Origin of the sequence: Catalinimonas locisalis (genome assembly GCF_038039535.1) — a bacterium.
Lineage (GTDB): Bacteria > Bacteroidota > Bacteroidia > Cytophagales > Cyclobacteriaceae > Catalinimonas.
Genome location: NZ_JBBPHP010000035.1, coordinates 18,492 through 44,456, shown reverse-complemented (window position 1 = coordinate 44,456; position 25,965 = coordinate 18,492). Strand labels below are relative to the sequence as shown.

The 25,965-nt window shown below is 39.4% G+C and carries 20 protein-coding genes; 14 read left to right on the top strand and 6 right to left on the bottom strand.

Features of this window, described 5'->3' with window-relative positions; all coding sequences use genetic code 11:
- Positions 1-116: 116 nt before the first annotated feature.
- Both WJR50_RS26520 and WJR50_RS26515 read left to right on the top strand, forming a co-directional pair.
- Entirely contained in the window at positions 117-617 is a 501-nt protein-coding gene (locus tag WJR50_RS26520) for an RNA polymerase sigma factor (protein ID WP_341296337.1), read from the top strand.
- A 4-nt stretch (positions 618-621) separates the two neighbouring features.
- Positions 622-1,299 carry a hypothetical protein gene (locus tag WJR50_RS26515; RefSeq protein WP_341296336.1) on the top strand — a complete coding sequence of 226 codons (678 nt, stop codon included), beginning with the start codon at positions 622-624 and terminating at the stop codon, positions 1,297-1,299.
- Between the two features lie 69 nt (positions 1,300-1,368).
- Here WJR50_RS26515 and WJR50_RS26510 read toward each other — a convergent pair whose 3' ends face one another.
- Entirely contained in the window at positions 1,369-1,914 is a 546-nt protein-coding gene (locus WJR50_RS26510; RefSeq protein ID WP_341296335.1) for a type 1 glutamine amidotransferase domain-containing protein, read from the bottom strand.
- Positions 1,915-2,188: 274 nt separating this feature from the next.
- On the opposite strand from WJR50_RS26510, the gene WJR50_RS26505 reads away from it, so the two are divergent.
- Positions 2,189-3,364, top strand: a complete 1,176-nt coding sequence (locus WJR50_RS26505) for an MFS transporter (RefSeq protein ID WP_341296334.1) — start codon at positions 2,189-2,191, stop codon at positions 3,362-3,364.
- Between the two features lie 49 nt (positions 3,365-3,413).
- Here the strand turns inward: WJR50_RS26505 and WJR50_RS26500 are convergent, their stop codons facing one another.
- Genes WJR50_RS26500 through WJR50_RS26490 form a run of 3 tightly spaced genes read right to left on the bottom strand, consistent with a single transcriptional unit; the run spans position 3,414 to position 8,522 of the window.
- Positions 3,414-4,040 carry a porin family protein gene (locus WJR50_RS26500; RefSeq protein WP_341296333.1) on the bottom strand — a complete coding sequence of 209 codons (627 nt, stop codon included), beginning with the start codon at positions 4,038-4,040 and terminating at the stop codon, positions 3,414-3,416.
- Between the two features lie 45 nt (positions 4,041-4,085).
- Complete coding sequence (locus tag WJR50_RS26495; protein WP_341296332.1) at positions 4,086-7,457, bottom strand: translocation protein TolB; 3,372 nt, start codon at positions 7,455-7,457, stop codon at positions 4,086-4,088.
- On the bottom strand, positions 7,458-8,522 hold the full coding sequence (locus WJR50_RS26490) for an NAD(P)/FAD-dependent oxidoreductase (RefSeq protein WP_341296331.1): 1,065 nt from the start codon (positions 8,520-8,522) through the stop codon (positions 7,458-7,460).
- A gap of 124 nt (positions 8,523-8,646) precedes the next feature.
- On the opposite strand from WJR50_RS26490, the gene pssA reads away from it, so the two are divergent.
- From pssA to WJR50_RS26465, 5 genes are read left to right on the top strand one after another with little or no spacing between them, the layout of a single operon-like run.
- On the top strand, positions 8,647-9,348 hold the full coding sequence (gene pssA, locus WJR50_RS26485) for a CDP-diacylglycerol--serine O-phosphatidyltransferase (protein WP_341296330.1): 702 nt from the start codon (positions 8,647-8,649) through the stop codon (positions 9,346-9,348).
- 45 nt (positions 9,349-9,393) lie between these two features.
- On the top strand, positions 9,394-9,645 hold the full coding sequence (gene purS, locus WJR50_RS26480; protein ID WP_341296329.1) for a phosphoribosylformylglycinamidine synthase subunit PurS: 252 nt from the start codon (positions 9,394-9,396) through the stop codon (positions 9,643-9,645).
- 60 nt (positions 9,646-9,705) lie between these two features.
- On the top strand, positions 9,706-13,176 hold the full coding sequence (porU, locus tag WJR50_RS26475; protein WP_341296328.1) for a type IX secretion system sortase PorU: 3,471 nt from the start codon (positions 9,706-9,708) through the stop codon (positions 13,174-13,176).
- A gap of 32 nt (positions 13,177-13,208) precedes the next feature.
- On the top strand, positions 13,209-14,396 hold the full coding sequence (gene porV, locus WJR50_RS26470; RefSeq protein ID WP_341296327.1) for a type IX secretion system outer membrane channel protein PorV: 1,188 nt from the start codon (positions 13,209-13,211) through the stop codon (positions 14,394-14,396).
- A gap of 9 nt (positions 14,397-14,405) precedes the next feature.
- On the top strand, positions 14,406-15,158 hold the full coding sequence (locus WJR50_RS26465) for a YebC/PmpR family DNA-binding transcriptional regulator (RefSeq protein ID WP_341296326.1): 753 nt from the start codon (positions 14,406-14,408) through the stop codon (positions 15,156-15,158).
- Positions 15,159-15,219: 61 nt separating this feature from the next.
- Here the strand turns inward: WJR50_RS26465 and WJR50_RS26460 are convergent, their stop codons facing one another.
- Both WJR50_RS26460 and miaA read right to left on the bottom strand, forming a co-directional pair.
- Positions 15,220-16,800, bottom strand: a complete 1,581-nt coding sequence (locus WJR50_RS26460; RefSeq protein ID WP_341296325.1) for an NFACT RNA binding domain-containing protein — start codon at positions 16,798-16,800, stop codon at positions 15,220-15,222.
- Position 16,801: 1 nt separating this feature from the next.
- Positions 16,802-17,734: a tRNA (adenosine(37)-N6)-dimethylallyltransferase MiaA gene (gene miaA / locus WJR50_RS26455; protein ID WP_341296324.1), complete on the bottom strand. Its 933-nt coding sequence runs from the start codon at positions 17,732-17,734 to the stop codon at positions 16,802-16,804.
- 68 nt (positions 17,735-17,802) lie between these two features.
- Here miaA and WJR50_RS26450 point away from each other — a divergent pair, with 68 nt between their 5' ends.
- The 6 genes from WJR50_RS26450 (at position 17,803) to WJR50_RS26425 (ending at position 25,944) form a co-directional block, all read left to right on the top strand.
- Positions 17,803-21,813 carry a PAS domain S-box protein gene (locus tag WJR50_RS26450; protein ID WP_341296323.1) on the top strand — a complete coding sequence of 1,337 codons (4,011 nt, stop codon included), beginning with the start codon at positions 17,803-17,805 and terminating at the stop codon, positions 21,811-21,813.
- On the top strand, positions 21,800-22,177 hold the full coding sequence (locus WJR50_RS26445; RefSeq protein ID WP_341296322.1) for a response regulator: 378 nt from the start codon (positions 21,800-21,802) through the stop codon (positions 22,175-22,177). Before WJR50_RS26450 ends, WJR50_RS26445 begins: the two co-directional genes overlap by 14 nt.
- Positions 22,177-22,461, top strand: coding sequence for a hypothetical protein (locus tag WJR50_RS26440; RefSeq protein ID WP_341296321.1), 285 nt, complete (start codon positions 22,177-22,179; stop codon positions 22,459-22,461). Before WJR50_RS26445 ends, WJR50_RS26440 begins: the two co-directional genes overlap by 1 nt.
- Positions 22,458-23,219 carry an MBL fold metallo-hydrolase gene (locus WJR50_RS26435; protein WP_341296320.1) on the top strand — a complete coding sequence of 254 codons (762 nt, stop codon included), beginning with the start codon at positions 22,458-22,460 and terminating at the stop codon, positions 23,217-23,219. Before WJR50_RS26440 ends, WJR50_RS26435 begins: the two co-directional genes overlap by 4 nt.
- Before the next feature lie 192 nt (positions 23,220-23,411).
- Positions 23,412-25,277, top strand: coding sequence for a DNA topoisomerase IV subunit B (locus WJR50_RS26430; protein WP_341296319.1), 1,866 nt, complete (start codon positions 23,412-23,414; stop codon positions 25,275-25,277).
- A 16-nt stretch (positions 25,278-25,293) separates the two neighbouring features.
- The gene (locus WJR50_RS26425; RefSeq protein ID WP_341296318.1) at positions 25,294-25,944 is read left to right on the top strand and encodes an MCP four helix bundle domain-containing protein; all 651 of its coding nucleotides are present in this window, start codon (positions 25,294-25,296) and stop codon (positions 25,942-25,944) included.
- The last annotated feature ends 21 nt before the right edge of the window (positions 25,945-25,965 follow it).

The following is a 25,965-nucleotide window of genomic DNA, read 5'->3' as shown; positions in this document are numbered from 1 at the left end:
TTTATGCTCTGTGATTTTTGAATACGAGCTGCGAATAATAGAGTAAGAAGATAAGGTAGGGGTGGAACAAATAATCAATCACCTAAAAGCAGTGATCTGCGAAACGATCATCGGCTATGAAAAAAGACAAGGACAGCTTTCTTAAGGTACTGGAACAGCACCAGAAAATCATCTTTAAAGTTTGCAATGCCTATTGCCATGATCCGGAAGAGAGAAAAGATCTGGTGCAGGAGGTAATCATACAGCTTTGGAAAAGCTTTAACAGATATGATGAGCAATACAAGATCACTACCTGGATGTATAGAATTGCCCTGAATGTAGCGATATCTTTTTACCGAAAAGAGAGCCGGAGAAAGGGTAAAAGTTATGCATTAGATGAGCGTTTGATACTCATCGCACATGAAGATAGGCAGGATAATGAAGAGAATCTGAAGTTACTGGAGCAGTTTATCAATCAACTTGATCCGCTGAATCGGGCCTTGATGATACTCTATCTGGATGAAAACAGCCATGAAGAAATTGCCAGCATACTGGAGATTTCGGTCTCTAATGTGGGCACTAAGATCAACAGAATCAAACAGAAGCTTAGAAAACAATTTGAAACTCTAGAAAAATAGTATCATGGAATTAGACGAAATTAAAAGTATATGGAGTGCATACGACAAGAAACTGGAACAAAGCTGGAAGCTTAACCTAAGTTTATTGCGAAGAACGAATCTGGACAAGGTGAAGTCTAAATTGAGAAATTTAGTTTTCTTGCATGCTTTCACCCTTGCTTTTAGTATCCTTCAAATTATTTTGTTAATGTACTTTGTTGCAGTTCACGCAGATGAGCTTCACTTTTTGGCGGCGGGTACTACTCTTTTGGTCTGGAGTTTTATGATTGCCTATAGTGCTGCTGATCAGCTAAGTAAGATCAATGAAATGGATTACTCCGCTCCAGTGATGGAAATACAGAAAAAACTTATTTCCATCAAATTAAGCATCATTAAATATTTACGACTCAGTATCCTTATTATTCCGTTATATATAGCTCATATATTGTTTTGGTTTGAGTTACTTTTTGATGTGGATATGTACCTGGTCGCGAATCAACAATGGTGGGTTGGTCAAATTATTTTTACGCTGGTGGTAATGGTACCCTTGACAATATGGCTGTATAAAAAACTTAGCCCTAAAAATGTTAACAAAAGCTGGATGAAAAAGCTGATCAGTGGTTCGGGAGGAAAGCAAATCGGTGAGGCATTCACCCTGCTGGATGAAATTCAAAGATTTGAAAAGAACGATTACAGTCAGTAATCATTTGGTAGTCTACAAATAACAAAACCCGAGCTTTGACCCGGGTTTTGTCTTTATTCTATATCTAAATTATGCTGTCACGTGTTCAAATGCGCCAATAATAGCTTTGTTAAAAGCTGGGATATCATCAGGCTTCCTACTAGTGATAATACCCTGATCTTCTACTACTTCTTCATCTACCCAATTGGCACCAGCATTTTTCAGGTCAGTCTGGATTGAAGGGTAAGAAGTAATACGCTTACCTTTGACAAGGTCTGCTTCAACCAGCATCCAGGGACCGTGGCAAATGGCGGCAATTAGCTTATTTTGATGAGCAAAGTCTTTCACAAAATTAACTGCTTTCTTATTTACTCTCAAAAAATCAGGGTTAAGCTGGCCACCGGGTAGCACAATCGCATCAAAATCATTGGCGTTTGCGCTATCTATATGAAGGTCTACCGGATAGTCATTGCCCCAATCTGTTTTGTCCCAGGCTTTTACTTTGTCTTTCTCTATTGATACAATTTTAGTAATGGCTCCAGCTTGGTCAAGTGCCTCTTTAGGTTTACTTAGCTCTACTTCTTCAAAACCATTGGCTACTAATATTGCGATTCTTTTATCTTTTATATTTTCCATGTCAAAACTTATTTAAGATTAAAAAATGATTATTTCTCACTTAACAGATCGTATCATAATATGTTTATGGTATTAACTATTTTTCAAATTTTATAGAGAAGTGGTGTTGTAGTATTATGAAAATTTCACTAAATGATGATATGTATTATTATTGATCTTATATATTGCTTCTATTATTAATCTATATTTATTTTTTTGCTGAAATTTTTAACAACTTTTATTGAAGTAACCGTAAACTATTATTTAAACCACAGGCCATTATCAACTAAAGTAGATGTCAGATTCTAAGTCTATTTACAATTTACAGTTTGGTTTACTCTGCTTAAGTTCCTTTCTGTTTTTTTCCAGTTTCAACATGATCATCCCGGAACTCCCCGCTTACCTGGAATCATTGGGTGGGGGAGAGTATAAAGGCTTGATCATTTCCTTATTCACCCTTACTGCCGGACTGTCTCGTCCTTTTAGTGGTAAGCTGGCCGATAAGGTCGGTCGTATCCCGGTGATGATATTTGGGGCAGTAGTATGTTTCATTTGTGGATTTATTTACCCGTTCGCCTCTAGTGTATTTCTGTTTCTGTTACTCAGGTTTTTTCACGGTTTTTCTACTGGCTTCAAACCCACCGGTACTTCAGCCTATGTGGCAGACGTAGTATCGGCTAGTAGACGGGGAGAAGCTATGGGCATACTTGGGCTTTGCGGCAGCCTGGGTATGGCCAGTGGTCCGGCAGTGGGAAGCCTGGTCGCCAATCATTTTTCATTGGATATGATGTTTTACGCTTCCTCAGTATCCGCTATTTTATCAGTAATTATTCTGGCAGGTATGAAGGAGACATTGGAAGATAAGCAGAATTTCCAGTTGGCTTTTCTTAAGCTTAAACGGGATGAGATATTTGAACCCAGAGTAATAGCACCATGCATAGTATTACTGTTGACGACTTTCTCATTCGGTATAGTACTTACTATCACTCCCGATTTTAGTGATGAACTGGGCATTCGGAACCGCGGCTTATTCTATACATTTTTCACAGTCGCTTCCGTAGCGGTACGCTTCTTCGCAGGCAAGGCCTCTGATAGGTTTGGAAGAATCCTGGTTTTAAAAGTATCAACGGTTGTCTTGTTCGTAGGCATGTTAATGCTTAGTCTGGCAGATAGTGTAGAATTGTTTTTAACAGCTGCTATTATTTTCGGTTTTGCGGCTGGAATGAATACACCCACTGTATTTGCCTGGACAATTGACCTGAGTCATGACAAGCACAGAGGTAGAGGCATGGCTACCATGTATATTGCACTGGAGGCAGGTATTGGACTTGGGGCATTACTCAGTGGCTGGATTTACGCCAACGATCCCAGCAGATTTATCTTTGCTTACGGGCTGGGTGCGATATTAGCATTGTTTGCATTCGCATATTTATTTTTTGTGCCTAAGGCAAGATTGGTTACATCAGCATAAAAAAAGCCACCATTTGAGGTGGCCTTAGAATAATTTTTTGCTTTCTTTATTAGAATAGCTTGTATCCCAGTGAAAGTTGAAATAATCTATTTCGCATATCAGTAGGAAAAGTTTCTCCTGCAAATGACACACTTTCGCCCAGTGCGCTTAGGTTATTTTCATATTTGAGGTCAATTACTATTTTAGAAATATCTAGACCTACACCTACCTGATAACCAACGTTTGCATTATTATAGTTTTGACTAACGTTATCTAGTTGGGCACCTGTCTCATTTCTGATGTCCTGATCAAGTATAAAGCTAAAAGTCGGACCTGCATTTAATCTTAGCAAAGGGCCAATTTTGAACCCCAACATTACTGGTACATCTATCTTATTATAAGTAAGTTCCTGTATAGACTCACCAGTGCTACTGATGTTATCATCAATTACTATATTACCCTTGGTTGAGGTAAATAAGGCTTCAGGCTGTACGTAGAAACCAAGGATAGAAATGCGAGCAAAAGCTCCGGCATGAAAACCGACTGCTGCATCTCCTGAGGCTATATCTTCCGCATCTTCTACACTTATTTTGGAACTACTGATACCTATTTTGGGGCCAAATGTGAACAGTTGTGCATAGCTGCTGGAGAATGCAAAGATGGTTAATGCTGCAGTGATTAAAAGAATTCGTTTCATAGAAAAAAAATTTAGTGGAAACCTGATTAAGTTTCAAGTTATAGGTCAAAAATCATACCCTAATGTGAGATAAAACTTGGGTTTCTCACCTATAATACCATCTTCAATAGGGTAGGCCATATCAAACTTTAAATAATAGCCAAGTAGAACAGTTCTCACTCCAGCCCCATAGCTCATTAGCCAGGGATTTTTGAAATTACTGATCTCTGCCCTAAACGGCCCCCCATCTTCAATCACTTCAGTATTCAAACTGTTTTTCTCACTGAAGGGGCTGGTACCTGTCCACGACGAACCTATATCATAAAATCCAACAAACTCCAGATTGCGGAAAAAGTTTGAGGCTATCGGACCCCGGTGAAAGAATCTGATAATTGGCAATCTAAGTTCAGCGGTGAATGTGAGCACGTCAGTACCATTAAACTTATTGTAGTTGAAGCCTCTGAGATCAGTGAACTGAGTAAAGAGAATATTACTGTTGTCTACATTTCTTTCAATTGCCAGAGGATCATTTTCTTCCTGTCGGTCAGTATTGAAGAAAAGCCAGTTGCTCATACCTCCCAAAAGGTATTTTTGGGCATTGTTACCAAAGAAGTTTCCGTAAAAAACTCTGGTAGCAAATGTAATATCACGATAAAGCTTCTGATAATGTCTTACATCAACTTCAATATTACTAAAGGTCTTATTAGGATCGTTGAGCCCCTGGTAATGGGTGAAAAATATTTTTGCTCTCGTACCTTCAAAGTTTTTAAGACCGGTAACCAAAGTATTATCAAAGACAAGCCCCATATTGATACCACCGTAATGAAAGGTGCTTTCCACATTGGTATTCACCTGAGAAAGGTCAATGAAGTAGGTGTTTGTATAAAAAGGATTAAGCTCAAATCTGGTAGTGATGTTGAAGGGAAGGGCAGCTCCTACCTTAAACATATTCATAGTATATTTCTGAATATCTCGGTCTCCAGAATTAAATAAGTATCCGTTCCTTTCGTATCTGGCTTTGAAGTCAACTCTGTTTTTCAGGTATTCATATTCAGCATAGATATTACCGCTTTGCAGATCAGTATACTGGACTAAACCTCCATAAAAGCGGTGATTTTCCAGCATATCATTCATTTGTACTCTGATATTGAACCCAAATCTCCTGAGAGGATCAACAGTGAGGGAAGTAACAATATTATCAGCGCTAAATCGGGTCTCATAAGGGAAAGGGCCATTGATACGGGTTTCTTTCTGTAGCTTACGATAACGTGCTAAGAATGAGTTGCCTATACCAGAATCTTCATCATTTTCAAAGCGGAAGTTATCGGTTGAAATGTCTCTTTCTTCACTAGGCTCAGGGCTATCAAATACATAATTATCAGTATCAATAATATTTTCATCTTCCTCAGTATCAAATGTGTAATTCTCAGTATTTACCATATTGCTATCAAGCGGAATAGTATCCTGCATAGGGAGCGCAAGCGTGTTGGGCAAATCTCCTGAAGATAATGAGTCAGGTATATTTACGATCAAACTATCCTGCTGATTCACAGGGACTTGCGGTGCAACCATGGCAGAAGAGTCAGAAATGCCCTGCTCTCTAAGTTTCCTTTTCGTCTCGCTTAATCTTTGAGATATAACTCTTGCCTGAATGGCTTCCTGTCTTTGAGTTTTGGGAGTGAAGATATTCTTATTCAAATCAAAACCTTTGTCCAGGTATACATAATCGTCTTCATCATCAAGCATGATGAAAGAGAGTGCTTCCTGCGAAAAGTTAATGTCAAAGTCCTGAACACTAAGTGCGTAGTTAGTAACCTGATTGAAGAGACTATCGCTTAGATTGTATTTGTAGATATTATATATTCCTCGCTGATCACTTAGGTAATAAATGGTGTTTTCATCCAATGGGATTGGGTTCACATCTTTGCTGACTGTATTGGTAACCCTGTTTAAGAGTGAATCCGTTTCATCTCCTTCGTAGATAAAAATATTGAAGTTATCGTCTATCTCGGTATTGAGTTGTATATCTCTGGCGGACTGATTTACATAATACAATGAGTCTTCAGGGCGATTGCTGCTAAACACAATTTTATCACTTTCAGGAACAAACCGGGGATAGATATCATCATAAATATCATTAGTAATCCTGCTGAAAGTATTTCGGTTAGGATTGTACAAGTATAAATCGTTTTGCCCGTTTATGTCAGCGCTCATCACTGCCAGTCTACCATTGGCATTAAAATCCAGTGATTTAACCTGATTAAAGCGGGTAAGCGTGATTCTTCTTTTGCTTTTGGCCCCCACATTGTATAACCACATATAGTTTTTACCCTTTTCATAACCTACTATACCAAGGGTCTGGTTATCACTCCAACTTAATAGAGGAACTTCAGTATCAATATCCTGATTGATGACTTTGTATCCGGAGCTATGAACAGTTTTAGTCTTACTGTTTTTCAGGTTCAATACTTTTACCTTGTACTTACCCTTATAGTTTTCTGAGTAAGCGAGGTAGGTACCGTCCGGACTAAAAGCTACATGATTATATGTCAGATTTTTACGATTCTTATTTCTCAGCTTATGCTCAGTTTCGGGGTATACATAAGATTCACTGATCTGGGTAGCCATCTCTGCGTAATAAGAAGCCCACTGACGCATAAAGAGCTTGTAAGGTATACCGAGTGTATTTACAATGCTACTTTCTTCGTTACGAATAATACGTGTAAGGTTAAGGATGTTGGATATGCTACTTCTGCCGTAGCGGGCGGCAATATAGTTCCAAACAGACTGGCCGGCCAGTGCTGCATCATCACCGGTGAGCTTTCCCAGCTTAAGGCTATTGTCTTCCCTGAACTGTTCCCGCATGAAGTCATCCATTTCAATGCTCCATCCTTCAGCAATATAACGTGCCGCTCCCTGGATAAACCACTCGGGCAGACTCAGTAAATACGCACTCTGAAACATATCTGTGAGGCTACCTCCAAACATCATGTCGTTGATGAGCATCTCCGAAATTTGTTTTACCAACTCATCTTTAAAAGCTAGCATGGTGCCGGGATAAGCAATTTCTACCTGAGATTTGATAAAATCGGTCTGACCACCAACAGTGTATTTATTACCCCCAACCCCTACATTACTTTGTAGCAAATCCATATTGGAGTTGTACAGAAAAATTTTGGTTTTGGAATAGGGTGCGTAGCCTATGATATCGGTGATGCGTTCAAACTCTTTTTCAAGAAACTTACCAGCGATGAGCGCATTATCCTGCCCTCCATCATAGAAGTAAATATCAAAATTGTCTGAGCTGTAATAGCGCCAGTTAAAATTTTTGTATTGTACCCTGTTTTGGCCAAACTGAGTTGTATTGATTTGCGCCTGTGCACCAAAGGCAGTTGCCACCAAGAGGAAAATCAGAGGAATGTATGTAAATCTGTTCATTTAGGTCAATACTGAATTATACAGATGGTAAAATCTATTAATATCTACTTCTTGATCTAGAGATTCCTCCTGAAGCAGACTAGAGGTAAATTGTTTGGCATAATAAGGGGCCAATGATACTCCTTTTGTCCCTAAACCATTAAATATACCCAATGGTTTATGTTCAGGGTGAATTCCTATAAAGGGCTTTCTATCTTTTGTAGCTGGTCTTATACCAGCTTTCTGGGAAATAACTTCGTAACGAAACTTACACAATTTTTGGATTTTATCCTCCAAATAAGTACGAGCTTTCTCGGTAGTATGATAGCTCAAATCATGATGCTCATAAGTTGAGCCTACTTTACACTCCCGTCCAATCGGCAATATAAATATTCCTCGGTTAAACACTACTTCCTGTACCTTTTCTGGCTTAATATACAGCACTTCACCTTTTACAGGCTGAAAGGGTAACCAGCTGAAATGAGCATTAGAAGTAGCGTCAGGGCCATCGCAAAATATCAGCATGCGCGCTTGCTGTTGTTCAATCTCTACATGCTTTTCACCAATACCGAGTTCTTTCAAATCAATTAAAGTTTCATGATAAAGCTTATGGTTTCTGAAAAAAGCCTGACTGGCTTCCAGATACTTGGGTATATCCAGATAGCCAGCTCGCTTGAGCAAAATACCACCATAGGGGTCATTCAATTCTCTTGGAAAGAGGCTTGTTGTTGCTACTTTTTGAACGTAAGGAGCAAATGCTTTATTGTCAGCTTTAGCAAGCCAATCATTTTGTTCTGCAAGAGAAACAAAAGGACGATAAATAGGCTTAGGATGTAAGAATTTCTGCTGGGTCTTTTTTTCAATATTTTTATAAAAAATTTCCAGGTATGGAAAAAGCTGATCTGCATTCCAGGTTTTTACCATTTTTCTTCCGGTGACGGGATTGTATAAACCCGCCGCAGCCATAGATGAAGACTCTTTTTTGCTAAGATTAAAGATTTTAAACTTTATTCCTTTTTCAAAAAAATGCCATGCTAAAGTAGTGCCTGCAATACCCTGACCCACAATGAAAAAGTCAAATTTCATGGATTGTATTCGCGCTTAAGTGGAATTATGTGAAATAATATACAAATTTGTAAACAATAAAAATCCTCTCTAAGCAGAGTCAGGAATTTTTTTAAGACACTTATAGAATTCATAAAACCTATTTATGGTAAGGTATATTCCCAATTTTTTGACGATCTGTAACCTTCTGAGTGGTTGTATTGGTATTGTGCTCATAGCAGATGGCGATCTTCACGGTGGAGCCTATATGATATGGCTGGCAGCAATTTTTGACTTTTTTGATGGTTTGAGTGCCCGAGCGTTTAGTGCACATTCAAGTATTGGAGGAGAACTGGACTCGTTATCTGATATGGTCAGTTTCGGTGTATTGCCATCCTTCATACTATATGCCCTCTTAGAAGAAATTCTCCCCGAGAATTATGGTTACCTGGCATACATTGCTTTCAGCATCGCTGCATTTTCGGCTATTCGTTTGGCTATTTTCAATATTGATACCAGGCAGAAAAGTAGCTTTATCGGTTTGCCCACGCCTGCCAGTGCCTTATTGATCAGCGCTCTTCCTTTGAGTAGTATTCCTATTGTAGAGCAACTGATGAACAACTACATTTTCCTCATCATCCTGGTGATTGTAGACTCTTACCTTTTGGTGGCCAGTATTGAACTGATGGCTTTTAAGTTTGATGGATTCGGATGGAAAAAAAATAAATTCAAATATAGCTTTATGCTGATCTCGCTGGTTTTGGTGATTGTGCTGAATACTATTGCCATACCATTGGTGATCATTTTGTACATCATTTTCTCTATTTTAAAAAAATCATTGCGCAGCAGTCCCGGTAAGTCATCCTGATTGTTATTTTTGCAGGCATCAATTATTATCTAATCTTTTGAGAATATGAACTTCATTGCCAAGATCAATATTATGCCCAAAAAAGAAATCTTAGATCCGCAGGGGAAAGCAGTACGCCTGGGGCTTGGTAATCTTGGGCTGAGTCAAATTCATGATGTAAGAATCGGAAAGCACATCACCATGGAAGTTGATGCCGAAAACGAAAAAGAAGCTTCTGAGAAAGTAGAACTGGCTTGCCAAAAGCTACTTGCCAATGTGATTATGGAGAATTACGAATTTGAAGTAGAGAAAGCCTGAACCTGATAAAATAATGGGCTGATTTTTGCGTAACATTGACATATATCCTGCATTGCTTTGATGCTTCAGCCTTATACATTTCTATTCAGTTTTTTGCTGTCCATAGCGCTATTATCCAGTAATTTGATGCTGGCCCAGGCCCAGTCTGGTGAGACCCAGTCTGGCGAGACCCGGTCAGTCATGTCTGAGGGGCAATGGTACAAATTTGCGGTTACTGAGAAAGGCATATATAAAATTACTGCTCGTCAACTCTCAGAGAAGGGAGTGGATATCAGCCAGATTGACCCCTCTCAACTGGCTGTGTTTGGCTACGGAGGTGGGATGCTTCCCCAGCATTTAGCAGAAAAAAGATATGCTGACTTGCCGGAAAACGCAATTTATTTAGCTGGAACTGAGGACGGTGAGTTTAATCAGGACGATTATCTCATTTTTTATGCTCAGGGTCCGGATCAATGCCAGTTTGAAGCGGGTGAAGATGGAAATTACAGATTTCACTACGAAAAAAATCTGTATGCTGACACGGCCTATTATTTTCTAAGTACTACAGAAGGAAAAGGAGTAAGCGTAGAAAACCAGCCCGAAGTTGAACAAAGTGCTATTAATTCCACTATCAGTGTTTTTGATGATTATTGGGCATATGAAAATGATGAATTTCATGTGCTACAACCGGGGTCCGGGCGGGAATGGTACGGAGACAGGTTTAGCAATGGCCAGACAAAAAATTATGCTGTTGATTTAGACAATATCAGTGACAAGGGCGAAATAGTAATACAACTGAGTGCATTGGGGAGGTCAACTACACCCTCAAATTTTGAGGTGTCTGTCAATAATCAGCCGGTTTCCACTTTGGAACTTCCTGCCATCATCAACGCAACTTATACCGATAAAGGAAAAGAAAACTCAGGCTTGTTGAAAGTTTCTGCTGAATCATTTGTTCAAAACGAGCTGGTTGTGGGGCTGAGATATAAAGGTAGTGGTGGCGATGCGCATTTGAACAGCTTATTGCTCAGCGTGCCCCGAAAGTTATCATACGAATCTGAGCAGTTACATTTTAGAAGTATTGCCAGTGTGCAAAAAGTCTATAGCCGTTTTTTGATCAATAGCTCAAACTCAAATGCTCAAATCTGGGATGTAACCAGTCCATTATCTCCTGAAAGCGTGCAGGCAAACTATGAGGAGGGTAGCTGGAGTTTTGATGCCCCAACGCAGGATCAACTTAGAGAGTTCGTCATTTTTAATACGGAGGACTTGCCTCAACCCCTCTGGATCGGACTGGTAGAAAATCAGGCGCTCACTGAGGGTGAAGTACCTGATCTTTTGATCATCACACCGGCTTCATTACAAGCAGAAGCAGAAAGACTGGCTGCCTTTCGTAGACAGCATGATAATATGGTGGTAAAAGTAGCGACTACAGACCAGGTATATAATCGGTTTTCTTCCGGCAGACAAGATATATCAGCCATTCGTAATTATGCTAAAGCACTTTATGATCAGGAGGAAGGAAAATTAAAGTACCTTTTACTCTTTGGAAAAGCCTCTTATGATTATAAAAAAAGGGTGGAAAATAATACCAATCTCGTCCCGACATATCAGTCACGAAATTCAATTCATCCCATCTACAGCTACCCATCAGATGATTATTATGCTTTTATGGAAAACGACGAAGGGGAATGGGAGGAGAGTTATCGGGGAGATCATACCATGGATATTGGAGTAGGAAGGCTACCGGTTAAAAATAGCAATGAGGCCAAAGCTGTAGTTGACAAACTCATTAATTATGCGAGTGGAGAAAATACTTTAGGAGACTGGCGAACCCGCCTGGCCTTTCTGGCTGACGATGGTGATAACGACCGCTATCAAAAAGATAGCGAGCAACTTACTGAGGCTATTTATGAGCGCTATGCAGGTTTCAATCCTCAGAAAATTTATCTGGATGCTTATGCGCAGGAGAGGTATCCCAACCAGGAGTTAGCCCCGGAGGTAAATCAAGCGGTTGAAGACGTTATTAAAAATGGTGTACTGATATTCAATTATGTTGGGCATGGCAGTGAGCTTCGTTTGGCTGAAGAGAATGTGCTCAATGTGGGGATGATTTCCCGTTGGGAAAACCAAAATAAGTTGCCTTTTTTTGTGACTGCTACCTGTGAGTTTGGTCGTCACGACGATCCCAAAAGAGTTTCCGGTGCTGAAGAGTTACTGCTCAATCCGAAAGGAGGAGCGATTGGGTTGGTTACTACTGCCCGGCCTGTTTTCTCCAATACAAATTATCTCTTGAATCAGGCTTTTTACCAGCATGTGTTTGAACAGGAAGATGGGCAGTTTCTCAGACTGGGAGATGTATTCAGAAAAACCAAAAACGATGCGCTCAATGGAAGAGACAATCGCAACTTTTCTTTGCTGGCAGATCCTTCCATGCGGCTGGCTTACCCTTTTTATCAAATTGAGATAGACAGCGCCATTTCACTTTCAGAAGAAAAAAAAATTGATACCCTTAAAGCCCTTTCTGAAGTCCGGTTTTTTGGTCGGGTTACTGATAGGCAAAGTAATGAGTTGATTGATGATTTTGGTGGAGAATTGACCTTAGTCTTACATGACAAGCCATTTTCAGTAAATACCAAGGGTAACGAAGGAACGGTAATGCAATTTAAAGAAACCAATAACGTTATCCACAGAGGCCGTGCAAGCGTCAGAAATGGACGGTTTACAATTGATTTTGTGGTGCCAAAAAATATCATTTATCGTACTGATTTGGGAAGAATTAGCCTGTATGCAAAACCTGATAATAATAATGTGACTGACGCATTTGGAGGGGGTAATAATTTTTTTGTAGGTAGTAGTAGCGATAATATTACTGTAGATCATACCGGCCCGCAAATAGCGCTTTATCTGGATGACAGCAGTTTTGTCAGTGGTGCTATTTCCGGTAGCACGCCTCACTTGCTGGCACGATTATGGGACGAGCAAGGAATCAATTTAAGCAAACAACAGACAGGGCAGGAAATTACAGCTGGTTTGTACAAAAATGACGGTACATTGATGGCTAACTATGTGTTAAATGATTTTTATGAATCAGATGTTGATACCTACGAGTCAGGAATAATCAACTACCCACTGGGACATTTGGAAGAAGGAAAATATGTATTAACATTGCAGGCGTGGGATACACATAATAATAGCAATACTTCATCTGTAGAATTTGATGTCTCAGATGCAGAAGCATTATCTGTGCGCAGCTTTTACAATTATCCCAATCCATTCAGTCAGTCTACTTTGTTTGTGTTAGATCATAATAGAGCAGGGGATGATCTGATCATTAAACTGCAGATTTTTGATAGTAATGGTAAACAAGTAAAGGAATTAGAGAAGCGATACGAAAACAGTACAAGTAGAATTGACCTTCTGGACTGGAGCTTAGGCAATCAAAATATGCATACGCTTACGCCCGGTATTTATATTGTAAAGTTGAATGTGCGTTCGCTGAGCGATCAGCAGGAAGTAGAAGAAAACTTAAAAATAATTCTTACAAATTAGTTATATTTAACTGTAGTAATACAAAACTATTCATGTTAAAGTTATTCAAAACCACCTTACTTACGAGTATCAGTTTGCTGGCAGGATTTCAGGCATTTTCACAAGCTACCGTGATCCTGGGACAGAATGGTGACGAGAGAGTGATTACCACCGCTGTACCATTTCTTTCCATTACGCCTGATGCTCGTTCCGGAGCTATGGGTGATGTGGGGGTGGCAATTTCTCCCGATGCCAATGCCACATACTGGAATGCTTCCAAATTAGCCTTTTTGGAAAACGATATAGGAGTAGCTGGTTCCTATACTCCCTGGCTGGCTAAAGTGGTCAGCGATATGTCCCTATCTTATCTCTCCGGCTACAAAAAGATTAACGAAGATCAGGCGCTCGCCTTATCTATGCGTTATTTTGATTTGGGAGATATTCAGCTTACCAATGAGCAGGGAGATTTGCTTCAACTGGTAAGTCCCCGGGAGTTCTCTCTTGCTGGTACCTTCGCCATGAAACTGAGTGAAAACTTTAGTGCCGGACTTACAGGTAGATTTATTCATTCCAATCTCTTTGCTGGTACTACTTCCGGAAGCGGAGCGGGAAATGGTAAGCCGGGGATCAGCGCTGCAGCCGATATTAGCGTTTTTTATAACAAAGAGGCAATTGTTGGCGGTAAGAAAAATAACATTGCCTTTGGTGCAGTGATCTCCAATATAGGCCCCAAGATATCTTATCTGGATGCGGATAATGCTGATTTTCTACCTACCAACCTTCGTTTAGGAACAGCTTTTACCACCAATCTGGACCCCTACAACAAGCTTACCTTTGCCTTTGATATTAACAAACTGATGGTTCCTACGCCGGATTCTACCCTTGCTTATAAAAATAAAGGGCTTCTGGGAGGCATGTTTGGCTCATTTGCCGATGCCCCTGATGGGTTTAGCGAAGAATTGAAAGAGCTTATGCTTTCTGTTGGTGTAGAATATTGGTACAACGATCTTTTTGCTGTAAGAACCGGCTATTATTATGAAAATGAAGACAAAGGAGATCGCCGTTATTTTACTGCAGGGATTGGATTACGCTACCAGGTGTTTGGAGTAGATTTCGCTTATCTGATGCCTCAGGGAACCCAACCGGGGCGTACACATCCGCTTCAGGAAACTTTAAGAGTGACTTTACAATTTAACTTAGATCAGGGAGTACAAGAATCAGTAACAGAAGAAGGACAATAGCATAATAGAATGGCAGGACATAGTAAATGGGCTAACATCAAGCGTAGAAAAGGTGCACAAGATGCTAAGCGCGCTAAAGTCTTTACCAAACTTATCAAGGAAATAACAGTAGCATCCAAAGAAGCAGGGCCAGATCCTGATGCCAACCCCAGGCTTAGGTTAGCCATCCAGAATGCAAAAGGGGCTAATATGCCCAAAGACACCATTGAAAGAGCCATTTCCAAAGGTTCTGGTGCAGATGCAGAAGATTACTCCGACATTACCTATGAAGGGTATGCTCCTCACGGTGTGGCTGTATTTGTGGAGTGTACTACCGATAACCTCAATCGTACTGTATCCAGTTTACGTTCTGTTTTTACCAAGCATGGAGGAAGCTTGGGCAAGAACGGATCGGTAGAGTTTATGTTTGATCGCAAAGGCATGTTCAGCTTTCGTCGTCCTGATGATATTGAAGATGAAGATAGCTTTATGCTGGAACTGATAGATGGAGGTGCAGAAGAAGTAGAGTTTGACAACGAAAATAACTACGTGCAGGTCAGCACTGCTATGGAGGACTTTGGAAGCCTGCAAAATAAACTGGAAGAACTTAATATAGAAACTGAAACTGCTGAGCTACAGCGTATTCCCACCACCACAGTAAGCCTGAATGATGATGATTTTCTGAGTGTGATGAAGCTCATTGAAGCATTGGAAGATGATGATGATGTAGCCAAAGTCTATCATAACCTGGAAGCTACCGAAGAGCAGATGGAAATGGTCTAATGGGATTGAAAAGTTAAAGCCAAAATAGCGTGCCGTTTTTAACGAATGCTTTGTCTACTGCTCAGTTTGGTTTTTTAGGCTCTACCATAATTACATCTTCCTGATCTACCATAACTTGCCCGGCCAGCATACCTTTGGATTTACGTACAAATTTTCTTGGAGTGACAATTACCGGGCAAAGGCTATCAGTTTTCCGTTTTGAATAAAATGCTGCTAATGCAGCTGCCTGTTCTATAACTGATTTAGGAAAATTTTTGCCCGACTGGTATTTAATCAACACATGAGAGCCAGGTACATCTTTTGCGTGCAGCCAAAGATCTTCCTTAAAACTGTATTCTCTTAGTAGAGTATCATTACTTTTTGCATGCTTACCGACCCACACCTGGAAGTTTTCAATCGTAAAGTTTTTATAAGGCAATACTTCTTCTTTTTCCTTTTGTTCCAGTAGTAACTGATGGTCTTTGGCATACTGACGGATAGATTTGACATCCTCCAGCGATTCCAGATTTTCTACATGCTCGTATAAGTTGAGCAAAGCGGCTTCTTTTTGCTCAATATTTTTACTGAGGTTTTCCAGTTCAATTTTTTGGTTTTTGGCTTTGCGATACAGAATCTCAGCGTTTTTCTGAGGAGTAAAATTTTGCTTGAGCTTGATCTCAATTGGCTGATTGGTGTAAAAATTATTGAAAATCACTTTTCTGCTATTAGGAGGAATCTGGTGCATGTTCGCCATGATGATATCAGCGATCTGGCTATACTGTGTGCCCTGTTCTAGCTCTTCAAGTTTTTCATGATTTTTTTGAATGTAGTTTTCTGTTTGCGTAATCTGTTTTGAAAGTTGTTTTAGCAGCCCTCCTTTTTCATGCATCAAGTGCATATCTCTGATGTATTTGAGAAAGAAATGGTTAACTGCCTTTATCGGGTCTTCAAAACGCTGATCTATTGCTCCGGTTTTTAAAAGTGAGAGATGTAAATTACCCGCAATCATTGTGGTGTAAAAAGCTTTAGGTTTCTCTAACGCTATGATCATCTGCTCAAACATATCCCATTTATCCTCGGGCGAAAGTGCATTATATCCCTGCTCAGCTAAATAGTGCGTTGGAACAGGACCCAGAGTAGGGTAGAGCTTATTGGGATTAGTTTTTTTAGCAAGGAAATTCTCAAATGAGTGATCAATCTGCAAAGGTAATTTTGTAACATCCAGGTTTTCGTCTTTGCTCAGTTGATGTTTGAAAATAGTAAGTACTTGATTCTCTTTCAGTAATAAAATGTTAGCACGATTACCATGCATCTTGAATAAAAGCTGATATGCCTCCGAACTGCCATCAGCTTGTAAAATGATAGCAAAGCTTCTGTCATTGGGTGTTTGTCGGATTTCAATTACTTTCTTATCAATGGCAGATGAAAAAAGGTCAACGCTGTTTTTTTTGCTTCGGTGAAAGTCTTCCGGAAAGTGAAGACTGGAGAACTGACTTTCCAGAAGGGCTTTGATATAAAAATCTTCGTGAGGAGGCTCAGGATTGGCAAAACCAAGAATGAGTTCGTCTTTGTTCTGACTAAAACAAGTAGCCAAGATCCATCCCTGAAGAGTATCCTGAAGCTTTTTACTCAGTTGTCGGAAAAAGTAATAATTGTTATGCACTTTATTTGAGTCTAATTTTTAGGTAATCTTTAATTTCTTGTAAAGCAAGCTCTTCTCGGCCACTGAGTTCAAACCACTTTACCTCGGGGTCTTTTCTAAACCAGGTGAGCTGACGTTTTGCAAACCTACGGGTATTTCTCTTGATCAGGCGAATGGCCTCTTCCTGATCGTACTCACCTTGCAGATAAGGAAAAATCTCCTGATACCCTACGGTGTGCAGCGCATTTTGATGCCTGAATGGAAAAAGGGAAGCAGCTTCTTCAAACAAACCTTCTTCTATCATCTGGTCTACACGATGGTTGATTCTATCATAAAGTTCAGTACGATCACGGTTGAGCCCCAGCATGATGATCTCAAATGGCCGCTCTACTGAGCCAGACTTTTTTCTGTAAGAAGAGTAAGGTTGACCGCATGCATGATAAACTTCCAGTGCACGTATTATTCTGCGGTGATTATGTACATCTACTTCTTCATAATATTCTGGGTCCACTTTATGTAGTTCACTTAATAAGTTTTCCAGGCCTTTCTCTTCAAGCCTTTTCTGTAAGTTCGTTCTAATATTATCAGGTATATCGGGCATTTCATCAATACCTTCACATAGCGTTTTTACAAACAGCCCTGAACCACCGGTAGCAATTGCATAGGGTTTATCCTGAAAAATATTAGATAAGCACATTAAGGCATCTTCTTCAAATCGCTTCACATCATAGTGATCCTGAACGGATAAAAAATCTATCAGGTAGTGGGTAACTTTAGCCTGTTCTTCTAAAGTAGGTTTTGCGGTGCCTATATTCATCTCTTTATAAAATTGACGAGAGTCAGTTGATAGTATTGAGGTATCTAGCCAAAGTGCAAGCTCAATGGCCAATCTTGTCTTCCCAACAGCAGTGGGACCCAGTAAAATGATAAGTGTTGGAGTATTTTTTGTAATCATCTTAGCATTTAAGATAAGTCTTTGACAAATGACACGTTAATAAATAAATTGGGCACTTATTCTTAAGTATGACTGAAAATTCAAATCAAGAGGAGCGAGCGCAGGAAAAAGTTTTTAATTTTTTACTTGAAAATGGTCATCTCCCTATAAGTCTGATCACAGTAAAGTACAATCAAAATTACTGTGATATTGTTAGTGAGCAAATCAATCAGTCTTGTAAAGAATATTTTAAACTGGCTAGCGAAAGTTCAAACGAACTATACAAATATCTAGATTTCTCCTCACAGGAAAAGTTAAAAAAGGCTTGTGGTGCATTGATCAGTGAGCAGTCAAAGGAAGTAAGTTTGCTGCTCGGCTTTGTAATCCCAGATTTACGCAGAGAAAGGGATGCCAGGCTGGTTTTGGTTGCTCAAGAAAGGAAAGAAGGCGGATATCTTTACACGCTGGGTTTGATTTTCCAGGCTCAAATAGAAAGTAAAGCCCTAAAAAAATCCACAGTCTCTTTTGAACAACTGCAAAATTCACTTAGGGATGCCAATCTTCTGGTGGTATCAATTGATGCTGAAGGAAATATCATTTATGCCAATGCGGCTATGCAGGAAACACTGGAAGAAAGCGGAGATGCACTACAGGGAAATAATCTTTTTGATGAGTTTGTACCTTTGAGGGGCGAAAAGCTCAACATGCCGACATTTCTAAATCTGGCAGCCCAAAATGATATCCATGTCAATCTTAAGCGTAGTGTGCTGACCAAGAGTGGTAAACTCGTCAAGCTTAACCTCAGTAGTATCATCTACCATGAAACTGATGGAGAGTTTTCCGGGCTTAGTATACTCGCTGAAAATATTTCGGAGCAGAAAGAGGTAAAAAGAAAGCTACAGGAGAAAAACAAGCAATTGGCTGAGCTTTTTAATACTGCTTTTGACCTAATCCTAATTTTCAATGAATCAGGTGAAATTCAATTTGTAAATAAAGCCTGGCGAAATAAAATGGGTTACTCGGATGAGGAGATCAGAAAATTGAATTTTAAGAGTCTGATTCATCCCCACTATCAGCAAAATACTCTGGAACACCTACAAAGGCTAAAAGCAGAAGGTGCTGGCGGTAATTTTAATACCATATTTATCAATAAGACTGGTAAAAATGTGTATGTCTCTGGTAGCCTGACAGTGAAAAGAAACGGCAATGAGGTAGAATACAGAGGCATATTTTATGATATCAGTGAACAGGTTAGAGCGGAGAGAGCGCAGAATTTATACAACAGCATTGCGAACCTTACTATTCACAGCCCTGATCTGGATACGCTTTATTTTAATATTCATCGTGAGCTGAAAAGAGTCATAAAAGCCGATAATTTTTATATCGCTTTGATGGGAGAAGATCAACAAGTCAGATTTCCATATTTCATTTCAGGATTGAAGCAGAATGTTGGCCCCTACGATAGAAGCAAGAGTCAGTCTGATCTGGTCAGATACGTGATTAATACCAACGAGCCGGTATTTCTTTATGCACATGATCTGGAAAAACTGGCCGAAAAAAAGTTTATCAGACCCCTATCTGTGCTCCCAAAAATATGGCTCGGCGTTCCTCTCAAAATTAAGAATAGAACGATAGGTCTGATTTCATTACAGCATTTTGAGTCTTCTGATGGGCTTACCACCCGGGATATGGATCTTTTAGACTTTGTATCCGGACAGGTTGCCCTGGCAGTAGAAAGGAAACTCAATGAAGAGAAGCTGAATGAACAAACCAGCCGGCTCAATGCTATTTTTCAAAGCAGTAGCCATTTAATCTGGTCGGTAGACAGGTCATTAAGATTTACCACTTTCAATAAGAATTTTGAAAATTTTGCAATTGAGCGTTATGGTATTCCTCCGGCATTAGGAGAAGTTTTCAATGATACCAATAAGCAGGCAACTGCAGAGTATCTGAACATTTGGCAAATGCGCTATGAAATGGCACTGGATGGTAATCCCTCTGAGTATGAGCTGCATTTGGAAAGTGAAAATCATGAACAAAAATGGTTTCAAATCTTTATTAACCCCATCTACCGCGAAGACGGAACGATCAGAGAGGTTTCCGGGATAGCACATGATGTTTCTGTAAAGAAGGATTCTGAGCTCAAAGTGATTGATAGTGAGGAAAAGTTTAGAAATATTTTTGAGTCGTTTCAGGATATATATTTTAGGTGTCACCTGGATGGGACCATTTCACTAATCAGCCCCTCTGTACAGGAGCTTACCGATTATCATACTTATGATGTAGTAGGAAAAAACATTACTAATTACTATTTGTATGATAGTCGCACTAAAAATTTGATCCGGCAGCTAGTTAAATATAAATCTGTCAGAAATTTTGAAGCTTCAATCATCAAAGCCGATGGTGAGTTGTTGCAATGTATTTGTAATGTTCGCCTGATTTATAATTATTCCCGAAAGCCAGTAGAGATTGAAGGAGTAGCGCGTGATATTACTCAACTCAAGAAAGCAAGTCAGGAGTTACAAAGAGCAAAAGATGTTGCTGAGCGCTCCCTGAAAGTTAAGGAAGGCTTCTTGGCTAATATGAGCCATGAGATCAGAACACCGATGAATGGTATCATCAGCATGATTGATCTCCTAGCAGATACCTCATTGGATGAGGAGCAGGAAGACTTTGTGCAGACGATCAAAAAATCATCTGAAATACTGCTTAACATACTGAATGATATTCTTGACCTGTCTAAAATAGAGGCAGGCAAAATGAAACTTCATAAGAGTATTGTACCCCTCAAATCAGTTCCTGGTAAAGTACATGCACTCTTCTCACAGCAAGCACGAGCTAAAGGTATCGCTTTTAACTTCACCCTTGAAAAAGACTTGCCCGAATATGTAAAAATTGATGAAACCAGGGTTTTGCAAATCATCTCTAATTTAACTTCCAATGCGATTAAATTCACTGACCAAGACGGTAGTGTGCGTATACATGTAGCTAAGGAAGATGCAGTTGATAAACCTTTGAAAGGTGGACAAATACTACTGAAAATATCAGTGACTGATACCGGAATTGGAATATCTGAAAGCGCTCAGCAGGAGTTGTTTCAGAATTTCAATCAGATAGATAGCTCCATTAATAAAAAATATAAAGGCACTGGCTTAGGATTAGCGATCTCAAAACAGTTGGCCACACTGATGGGGGGAGAGGTTGGCTTACATTCAAAAACAGGCTCAGGTAGTACTTTTTGGTTTACTTTTAAAGCAAATGAAGCCGCCGCGCCTGAGGAAGAAAAAGCTCAAAATGAAGACGCTTATGATTACTTAAAAAAATATAAGCCCCAGGTATTACTGGTGGATGATAATCTTGTCAACCGTAAGGTATCCAGTAAGATTCTGGAAAAATCTCATTGTCAGGTAACCATGGCTGAGAGTGGTAAAAAAGCCATTGAGTTAGTGAAAAATCATAATTTTGATGTGATTCTGATGGATATTCAGATGCCTGAAATGGATGGCATTGCGGCGACTAAAGCTATCCGTTCATTGGGGCTTGAGACAGTTCCTCCTATCATTGCCATGACTGCTTATTCAATGCAGGGTGATAAAGAAAAATTTATTAATGCTGGCTTGGACGACTATGTGTCAAAGCCTATCCGGCCTAAGCTTCTTGTTAATAAATTAGTAGAAGTACTGAGCAGTGAGCAGGAGTTAGCTCCAGCTTTTTTGAATGGTGAGTCATTGGATACGGACGATAAAATTGTAAATTTTGAGACACTAAAAGATCTGGAAAAATACGGTGGAAAAGAAATTATCATTGAAACCCTAAGTGATTTTGAAGAGGAGGCAAAGTCGCTGATTAATTCTTGTACAGAATCCCTTAAAAAAGAAGATTATGACGATATTTTAAGTAAATTGCACACATTGAAAGGTAATTCCAGTACCTTGGGAATAGATCGTTTAGCCAAGCTGGTTACTCATATTGAGGCTGAACTTAAGCAAGGCAAAACATCGGATCTTGGTAATGATTTGGAACTCCTGCAATCATATTTTTCAGAATTTCAACTTGAGTTCAAAAGCTTTTTAAATTCATTTAAAGATGGCCAATACTAAAAAAGTGTTAGTCGCTGAAGATAGTTCAGTGATTCAAAACCTGACAAAAAAAGTTCTCCAGTTTCAGAATTATGAAATAGATTCTGTAAAAAACGGGGAAGAGGTGCTTAAAGCGATTGAAGCTGATGACTATGACATTATTCTGATGGACATCGGAATGCCCAAAATGGATGGCATGGAATGCACTAAGCAAATTAGAGCAATGGATGATCCTCAAAAATCAACTATACCCATAATAGCTATTACAGGTAATGCTAAAAATTACTCAGTAGAAGAATTTACCAACGTAGGAATCAACGAATATTTACAAAAACCTCTAAACTTTGATCATCTGGTAGAGGTAGTGAAAAAATATACGAGCTAATGGCTGGTGGAGAAGTAAAATACACTAAGCATTTTTTAAACAAGCTGGAGGATTTATTTGCTGAGTCAGATTACGTATTACGTTACGAGAAAGGTAATTTTAAGTCAGGGTATTGCATTCTTAACGAAACCAAGGTGGCGATCATCAATAAATATTATCCTCTTGAAGGTAAAATAAACTGTCTGATGGATATCATCAAACTGGTGGATCTTGATATTGAATCCCTGAGTGATAAAAATAAAAAATTTCTTCTGGAAATACTGGAAACTTCCTCTAAGATTTGAGAGTAACTTTTTTAGGCACTGGTACATCGCAGGGTGTACCAGTGATTAACTGTCAATGCAAAGTATGTAGCTCACTTGATTATCGGGATAAGCGTCTGAGGTCATCTGTCCATATAGAAATAGATGGAAAAAGCTTCATCATAGATTCTGGTCCCGACTTCAGACAACAAGTGCTGAGCAATCAAATCACCCATCTGGATGCCTTAATCTTTACCCATCAGCACAAAGATCACATCGCTGGTATGGATGATGTGAGAGGATTTAATTTCTCTCAGCAAAAAGATATGCCGGTTTTCGCCAGCAAACAGGTAATAGCACAACTCAGGCAGGAGTTTGCCTATGTCTTCGCTGCTGATAAATATCCTGGTGTACCCAAGGTAGTCGTCAACGAAATTGAAAACCAACCCTTTGAAGCAGAAGGTGTTACTTTTACGCCTATAGAAGTGCTTCATTACAAGCTTCCAGTATTCGGTTATAGAGTCAAAAATTTTACCTATATCACAGATGCAAAATCTATTGCCGAGACAGAAAAAGAAAAAATAAAAGGAACGGAAGTTTTAGTGCTCAATGCTCTCCAACACAAACAGCATATTTCTCATTTTACTTTGGAAGAATCTCTGGAGTTAATTGATGAAATAAATCCCCGTCAGGCTTTTCTTACCCACATTAGCCATAATTTGGGTATGCATCAGGAGGTAAGTCGTATGTTACCTGCGCATGTTCATCTGGCATATGATAGTCTGAGCTTAGAAATTTAAATTTTTTTTAAGCCCAATTTCTCCTTACTTTTCCCGGGCAATTTGGCTGAAATTCAAGCAAATAAAGGGGGCGAACTAAGTTAAAACCTTAACTGTTTCCTCAGGGAATATACTTGCATTAAGAATAAGAAATCCTCAATTTAGAGCGTTCAAGGCAAATTTTACGTATTATAAGTTTTTTTCTGAAACAATATGGCAGACAACAATCACAGTAACTACACCGAAGACAGTATACGTTCGCTGGACTGGCGTGAGCATATTCGCTTGAGACCAGGTATGTACATAGGTAAGCTTGGAGATGGTTCTTCTTTTGATGATGGAATATATGTATTGGTCAAAGAGGTAATAGATAACTGTATTGACGAGCACGTGATGGGCTTCGGTAAAAATATAGACATTAAGGTTACTGAAAAGAGAGTAGAAATCAGAGACTATGGTCGTGGGATACCTCTGGGCAAAGTGGTTGATTGTGTATCCAAAATAAATACCGGCGGAAAATACGACTCCAAAGCATTTCAAAAATCTGTCGGATTGAATGGTGTAGGTACCAAGGCCGTTAATGCCCTTTCTAACCATTTCAAAGTACAGTCCTTCCGGGAGGGAAAAACTAAAATTGCAGAGTTTGAGAGAGGCGTGATCACCAATGATGCCAAAATTACCAAATCCACTGATAAGAATGGTACCCTTATCGTATTTGAACCGGATGATGACGTCTTTAAAAACTTTCATTTCAGGCCTCAGTTTCTTGAAAACCAACTCTGGAATTATGCTTACCTGAATTCAGGTCTCACCATTAATTTTAATGGAAAAAAGTATCATTCTGAGAATGGACTTTTGGACCTTCTCTCTAATAAAACCTCAGAAGATAATCTTCGCTATCCAATCATACACCTGAAAGGTGAGGATATAGAGATTGCAATGTCTCATACCAATCAGTATGGTGAAGAATATTATTCCTTTGTCAATGGTCAGTATACTACACAGGGAGGTACACACCTGGCGGCATTCCGTGAGGCAGTTGTAAAAACTATACGTGAGTTTTACAACAAAAACTTTGATGCGTCAGATGTTCGTGCTTCCATTGTAGCTGCGATATCAGTAAGAGTGCAGGAGCCGGTTTTTGAGTCACAAACCAAAACAAAGTTAGGCTCACAAAACGTAGGTCCTGAAGGTCCTACCATGCGGACTTTTATAAATGACTTCATCAAAAAACAGCTGGATAACTATCTACATAGGCATCAGGATACCGCCAATGCGCTACTCAAGCGTATTCAGCAATCTGAAAGAGAAAGGAAAGAAATTGCGGGCATCAAGAAACTGGCCAATGAAAGAGCTAAGAAGGCCAATTTGCACAATAAAAAGCTGAGAGATTGTCGTATGCATTACGATGACAAAAAAGGAGAAAAAGGCGATGATACCATGATTTTCATCACTGAGGGTGACTCTGCCAGTGGATCAATCACCAAATCAAGAGATGTGCAAACTCAGGCGGTTTTTAGCTTAAGAGGTAAACCTTTAAACTGCTTCTCCCTGACAAAAAAAGTGGTATATGAAAATGAGGAGTTCAATCTGCTTCAGCATGCTTTGAATATTGAAGATGGGCTGGATGGTTTACGTTATCGCAAAATCATCATTGCTACTGACGCTGATGTGGATGGCATGCACATAAGATTGCTCATGCTGACATTCTTTTTACAGTTTTTCCCTGATTTGGTTCGCAACGGCCATGTTTTTATCCTGGATACGCCGCTATTCAGAGTGAGAAACAAGAAAGAGACAATCTATTGCTATTCAGAGGATGAGAAACGACAGGCAGTAAATAAGCTGGGCAATAAGCCTGAGATAACTCGCTTCAAGGGATTAGGTGAAATATCGCCTGATGAATTTGGTGCTTTCATTGGGGAGGAGATCAGGCTTCAGCCTATTATTATAGATGATAAAGTAAGCATTAAGAAACTTCTTACTTTTTATATGGGCAAAAATACGCCTGACCGTCAGACATTCATCATTGATAGGCTCAGGGTAGAAAAAGATTTGGTGGAAGAGGTAGCAGTGTAATCCAATTTTATATTTTATGCGATTCCTTGGCAAGTTATCTAACAGAGAAAGAATAATTATTTCATTTTTGGTAGTATTGGTGTTACTCAATGTGCTTACAATAGTGACCTCAAGAAATTTGTCAGACTTTTCGCATGATTTTAAATCCATGTTAGAAGACCGGCTGGTGCCTTCTTTTGATCTGGCCAAGATACAGGAGCAGTTTTATCGGAATCGGCTCAATTTGGAAGAACTGGTGTATATGGAGAAGTACGAAGGCGCACCAGAGGTAATTAATAAGATCAGGGAAAACAACCGGCTTATTGATCAGATAGAGGCAAAGTATGCAAAAACCCATCTGACAGTTGATGAGGCTAACAGCTTATCTGAGTTCAATGAGCTGGTAGAAGACTATAGGAGGATTGAAAATAGGATCATCCAGCATATAGAAAGTAATCAATTTGAAAAGGCTAGCCAAGTATATCGGCAGGAAAGCATGACCGCATTTGATATGCTTTTGGACACTACTCATGAGTTGGAGGACATACAGATTACAGTAGGGCAAAAGCTGTACAAACATGCTCAAAGAAAAGTGAGTAGTATACAGATTCTTGCTTATCTGAGCTTAGGCATAGCCATTATGATTACGGTAAATATGCTGAAAGTACTTCAAATCAAAGTCAAATAACATTTAAAGGAGTAAGCAATA

Coding starts and splice junctions, on each gene's coding strand:
- pssA (WP_341296330.1), top strand. CDS start 8,647: ATGGTAAGGTATATTCCCAATTTTTTGACGATCTGTAACCTTCTGAGT.
- WJR50_RS26430 (WP_341296319.1), top strand. CDS start 23,412: ATGGCAGACAACAATCACAGTAACTACACCGAAGACAGTATACGTTCG.
- WJR50_RS26515 (WP_341296336.1), top strand. CDS start 622: ATGGAATTAGACGAAATTAAAAGTATATGGAGTGCATACGACAAGAAA.
- porV (WP_341296327.1), top strand. CDS start 13,209: ATGTTAAAGTTATTCAAAACCACCTTACTTACGAGTATCAGTTTGCTG.
- miaA (WP_341296324.1), bottom strand. CDS start 17,734: ATGATTACAAAAAATACTCCAACACTTATCATTTTACTGGGTCCCACT.
- WJR50_RS26500 (WP_341296333.1), bottom strand. CDS start 4,040: ATGAAACGAATTCTTTTAATCACTGCAGCATTAACCATCTTTGCATTC.
- WJR50_RS26440 (WP_341296321.1), top strand. CDS start 22,177: ATGGCTGGTGGAGAAGTAAAATACACTAAGCATTTTTTAAACAAGCTG.
- WJR50_RS26425 (WP_341296318.1), top strand. CDS start 25,294: ATGCGATTCCTTGGCAAGTTATCTAACAGAGAAAGAATAATTATTTCA.
- WJR50_RS26495 (WP_341296332.1), bottom strand. CDS start 7,457: ATGAACAGATTTACATACATTCCTCTGATTTTCCTCTTGGTGGCAACT.
- WJR50_RS26520 (WP_341296337.1), top strand. CDS start 117: ATGAAAAAAGACAAGGACAGCTTTCTTAAGGTACTGGAACAGCACCAG.
- WJR50_RS26490 (WP_341296331.1), bottom strand. CDS start 8,522: ATGAAATTTGACTTTTTCATTGTGGGTCAGGGTATTGCAGGCACTACT.
- purS (WP_341296329.1), top strand. CDS start 9,394: ATGAACTTCATTGCCAAGATCAATATTATGCCCAAAAAAGAAATCTTA.
- WJR50_RS26450 (WP_341296323.1), top strand. CDS start 17,803: ATGACTGAAAATTCAAATCAAGAGGAGCGAGCGCAGGAAAAAGTTTTT.
- WJR50_RS26505 (WP_341296334.1), top strand. CDS start 2,189: ATGTCAGATTCTAAGTCTATTTACAATTTACAGTTTGGTTTACTCTGC.
- WJR50_RS26510 (WP_341296335.1), bottom strand. CDS start 1,914: ATGGAAAATATAAAAGATAAAAGAATCGCAATATTAGTAGCCAATGGT.
- WJR50_RS26465 (WP_341296326.1), top strand. CDS start 14,406: ATGGCAGGACATAGTAAATGGGCTAACATCAAGCGTAGAAAAGGTGCA.
- porU (WP_341296328.1), top strand. CDS start 9,706: ATGCTTCAGCCTTATACATTTCTATTCAGTTTTTTGCTGTCCATAGCG.
- WJR50_RS26445 (WP_341296322.1), top strand. CDS start 21,800: ATGGCCAATACTAAAAAAGTGTTAGTCGCTGAAGATAGTTCAGTGATT.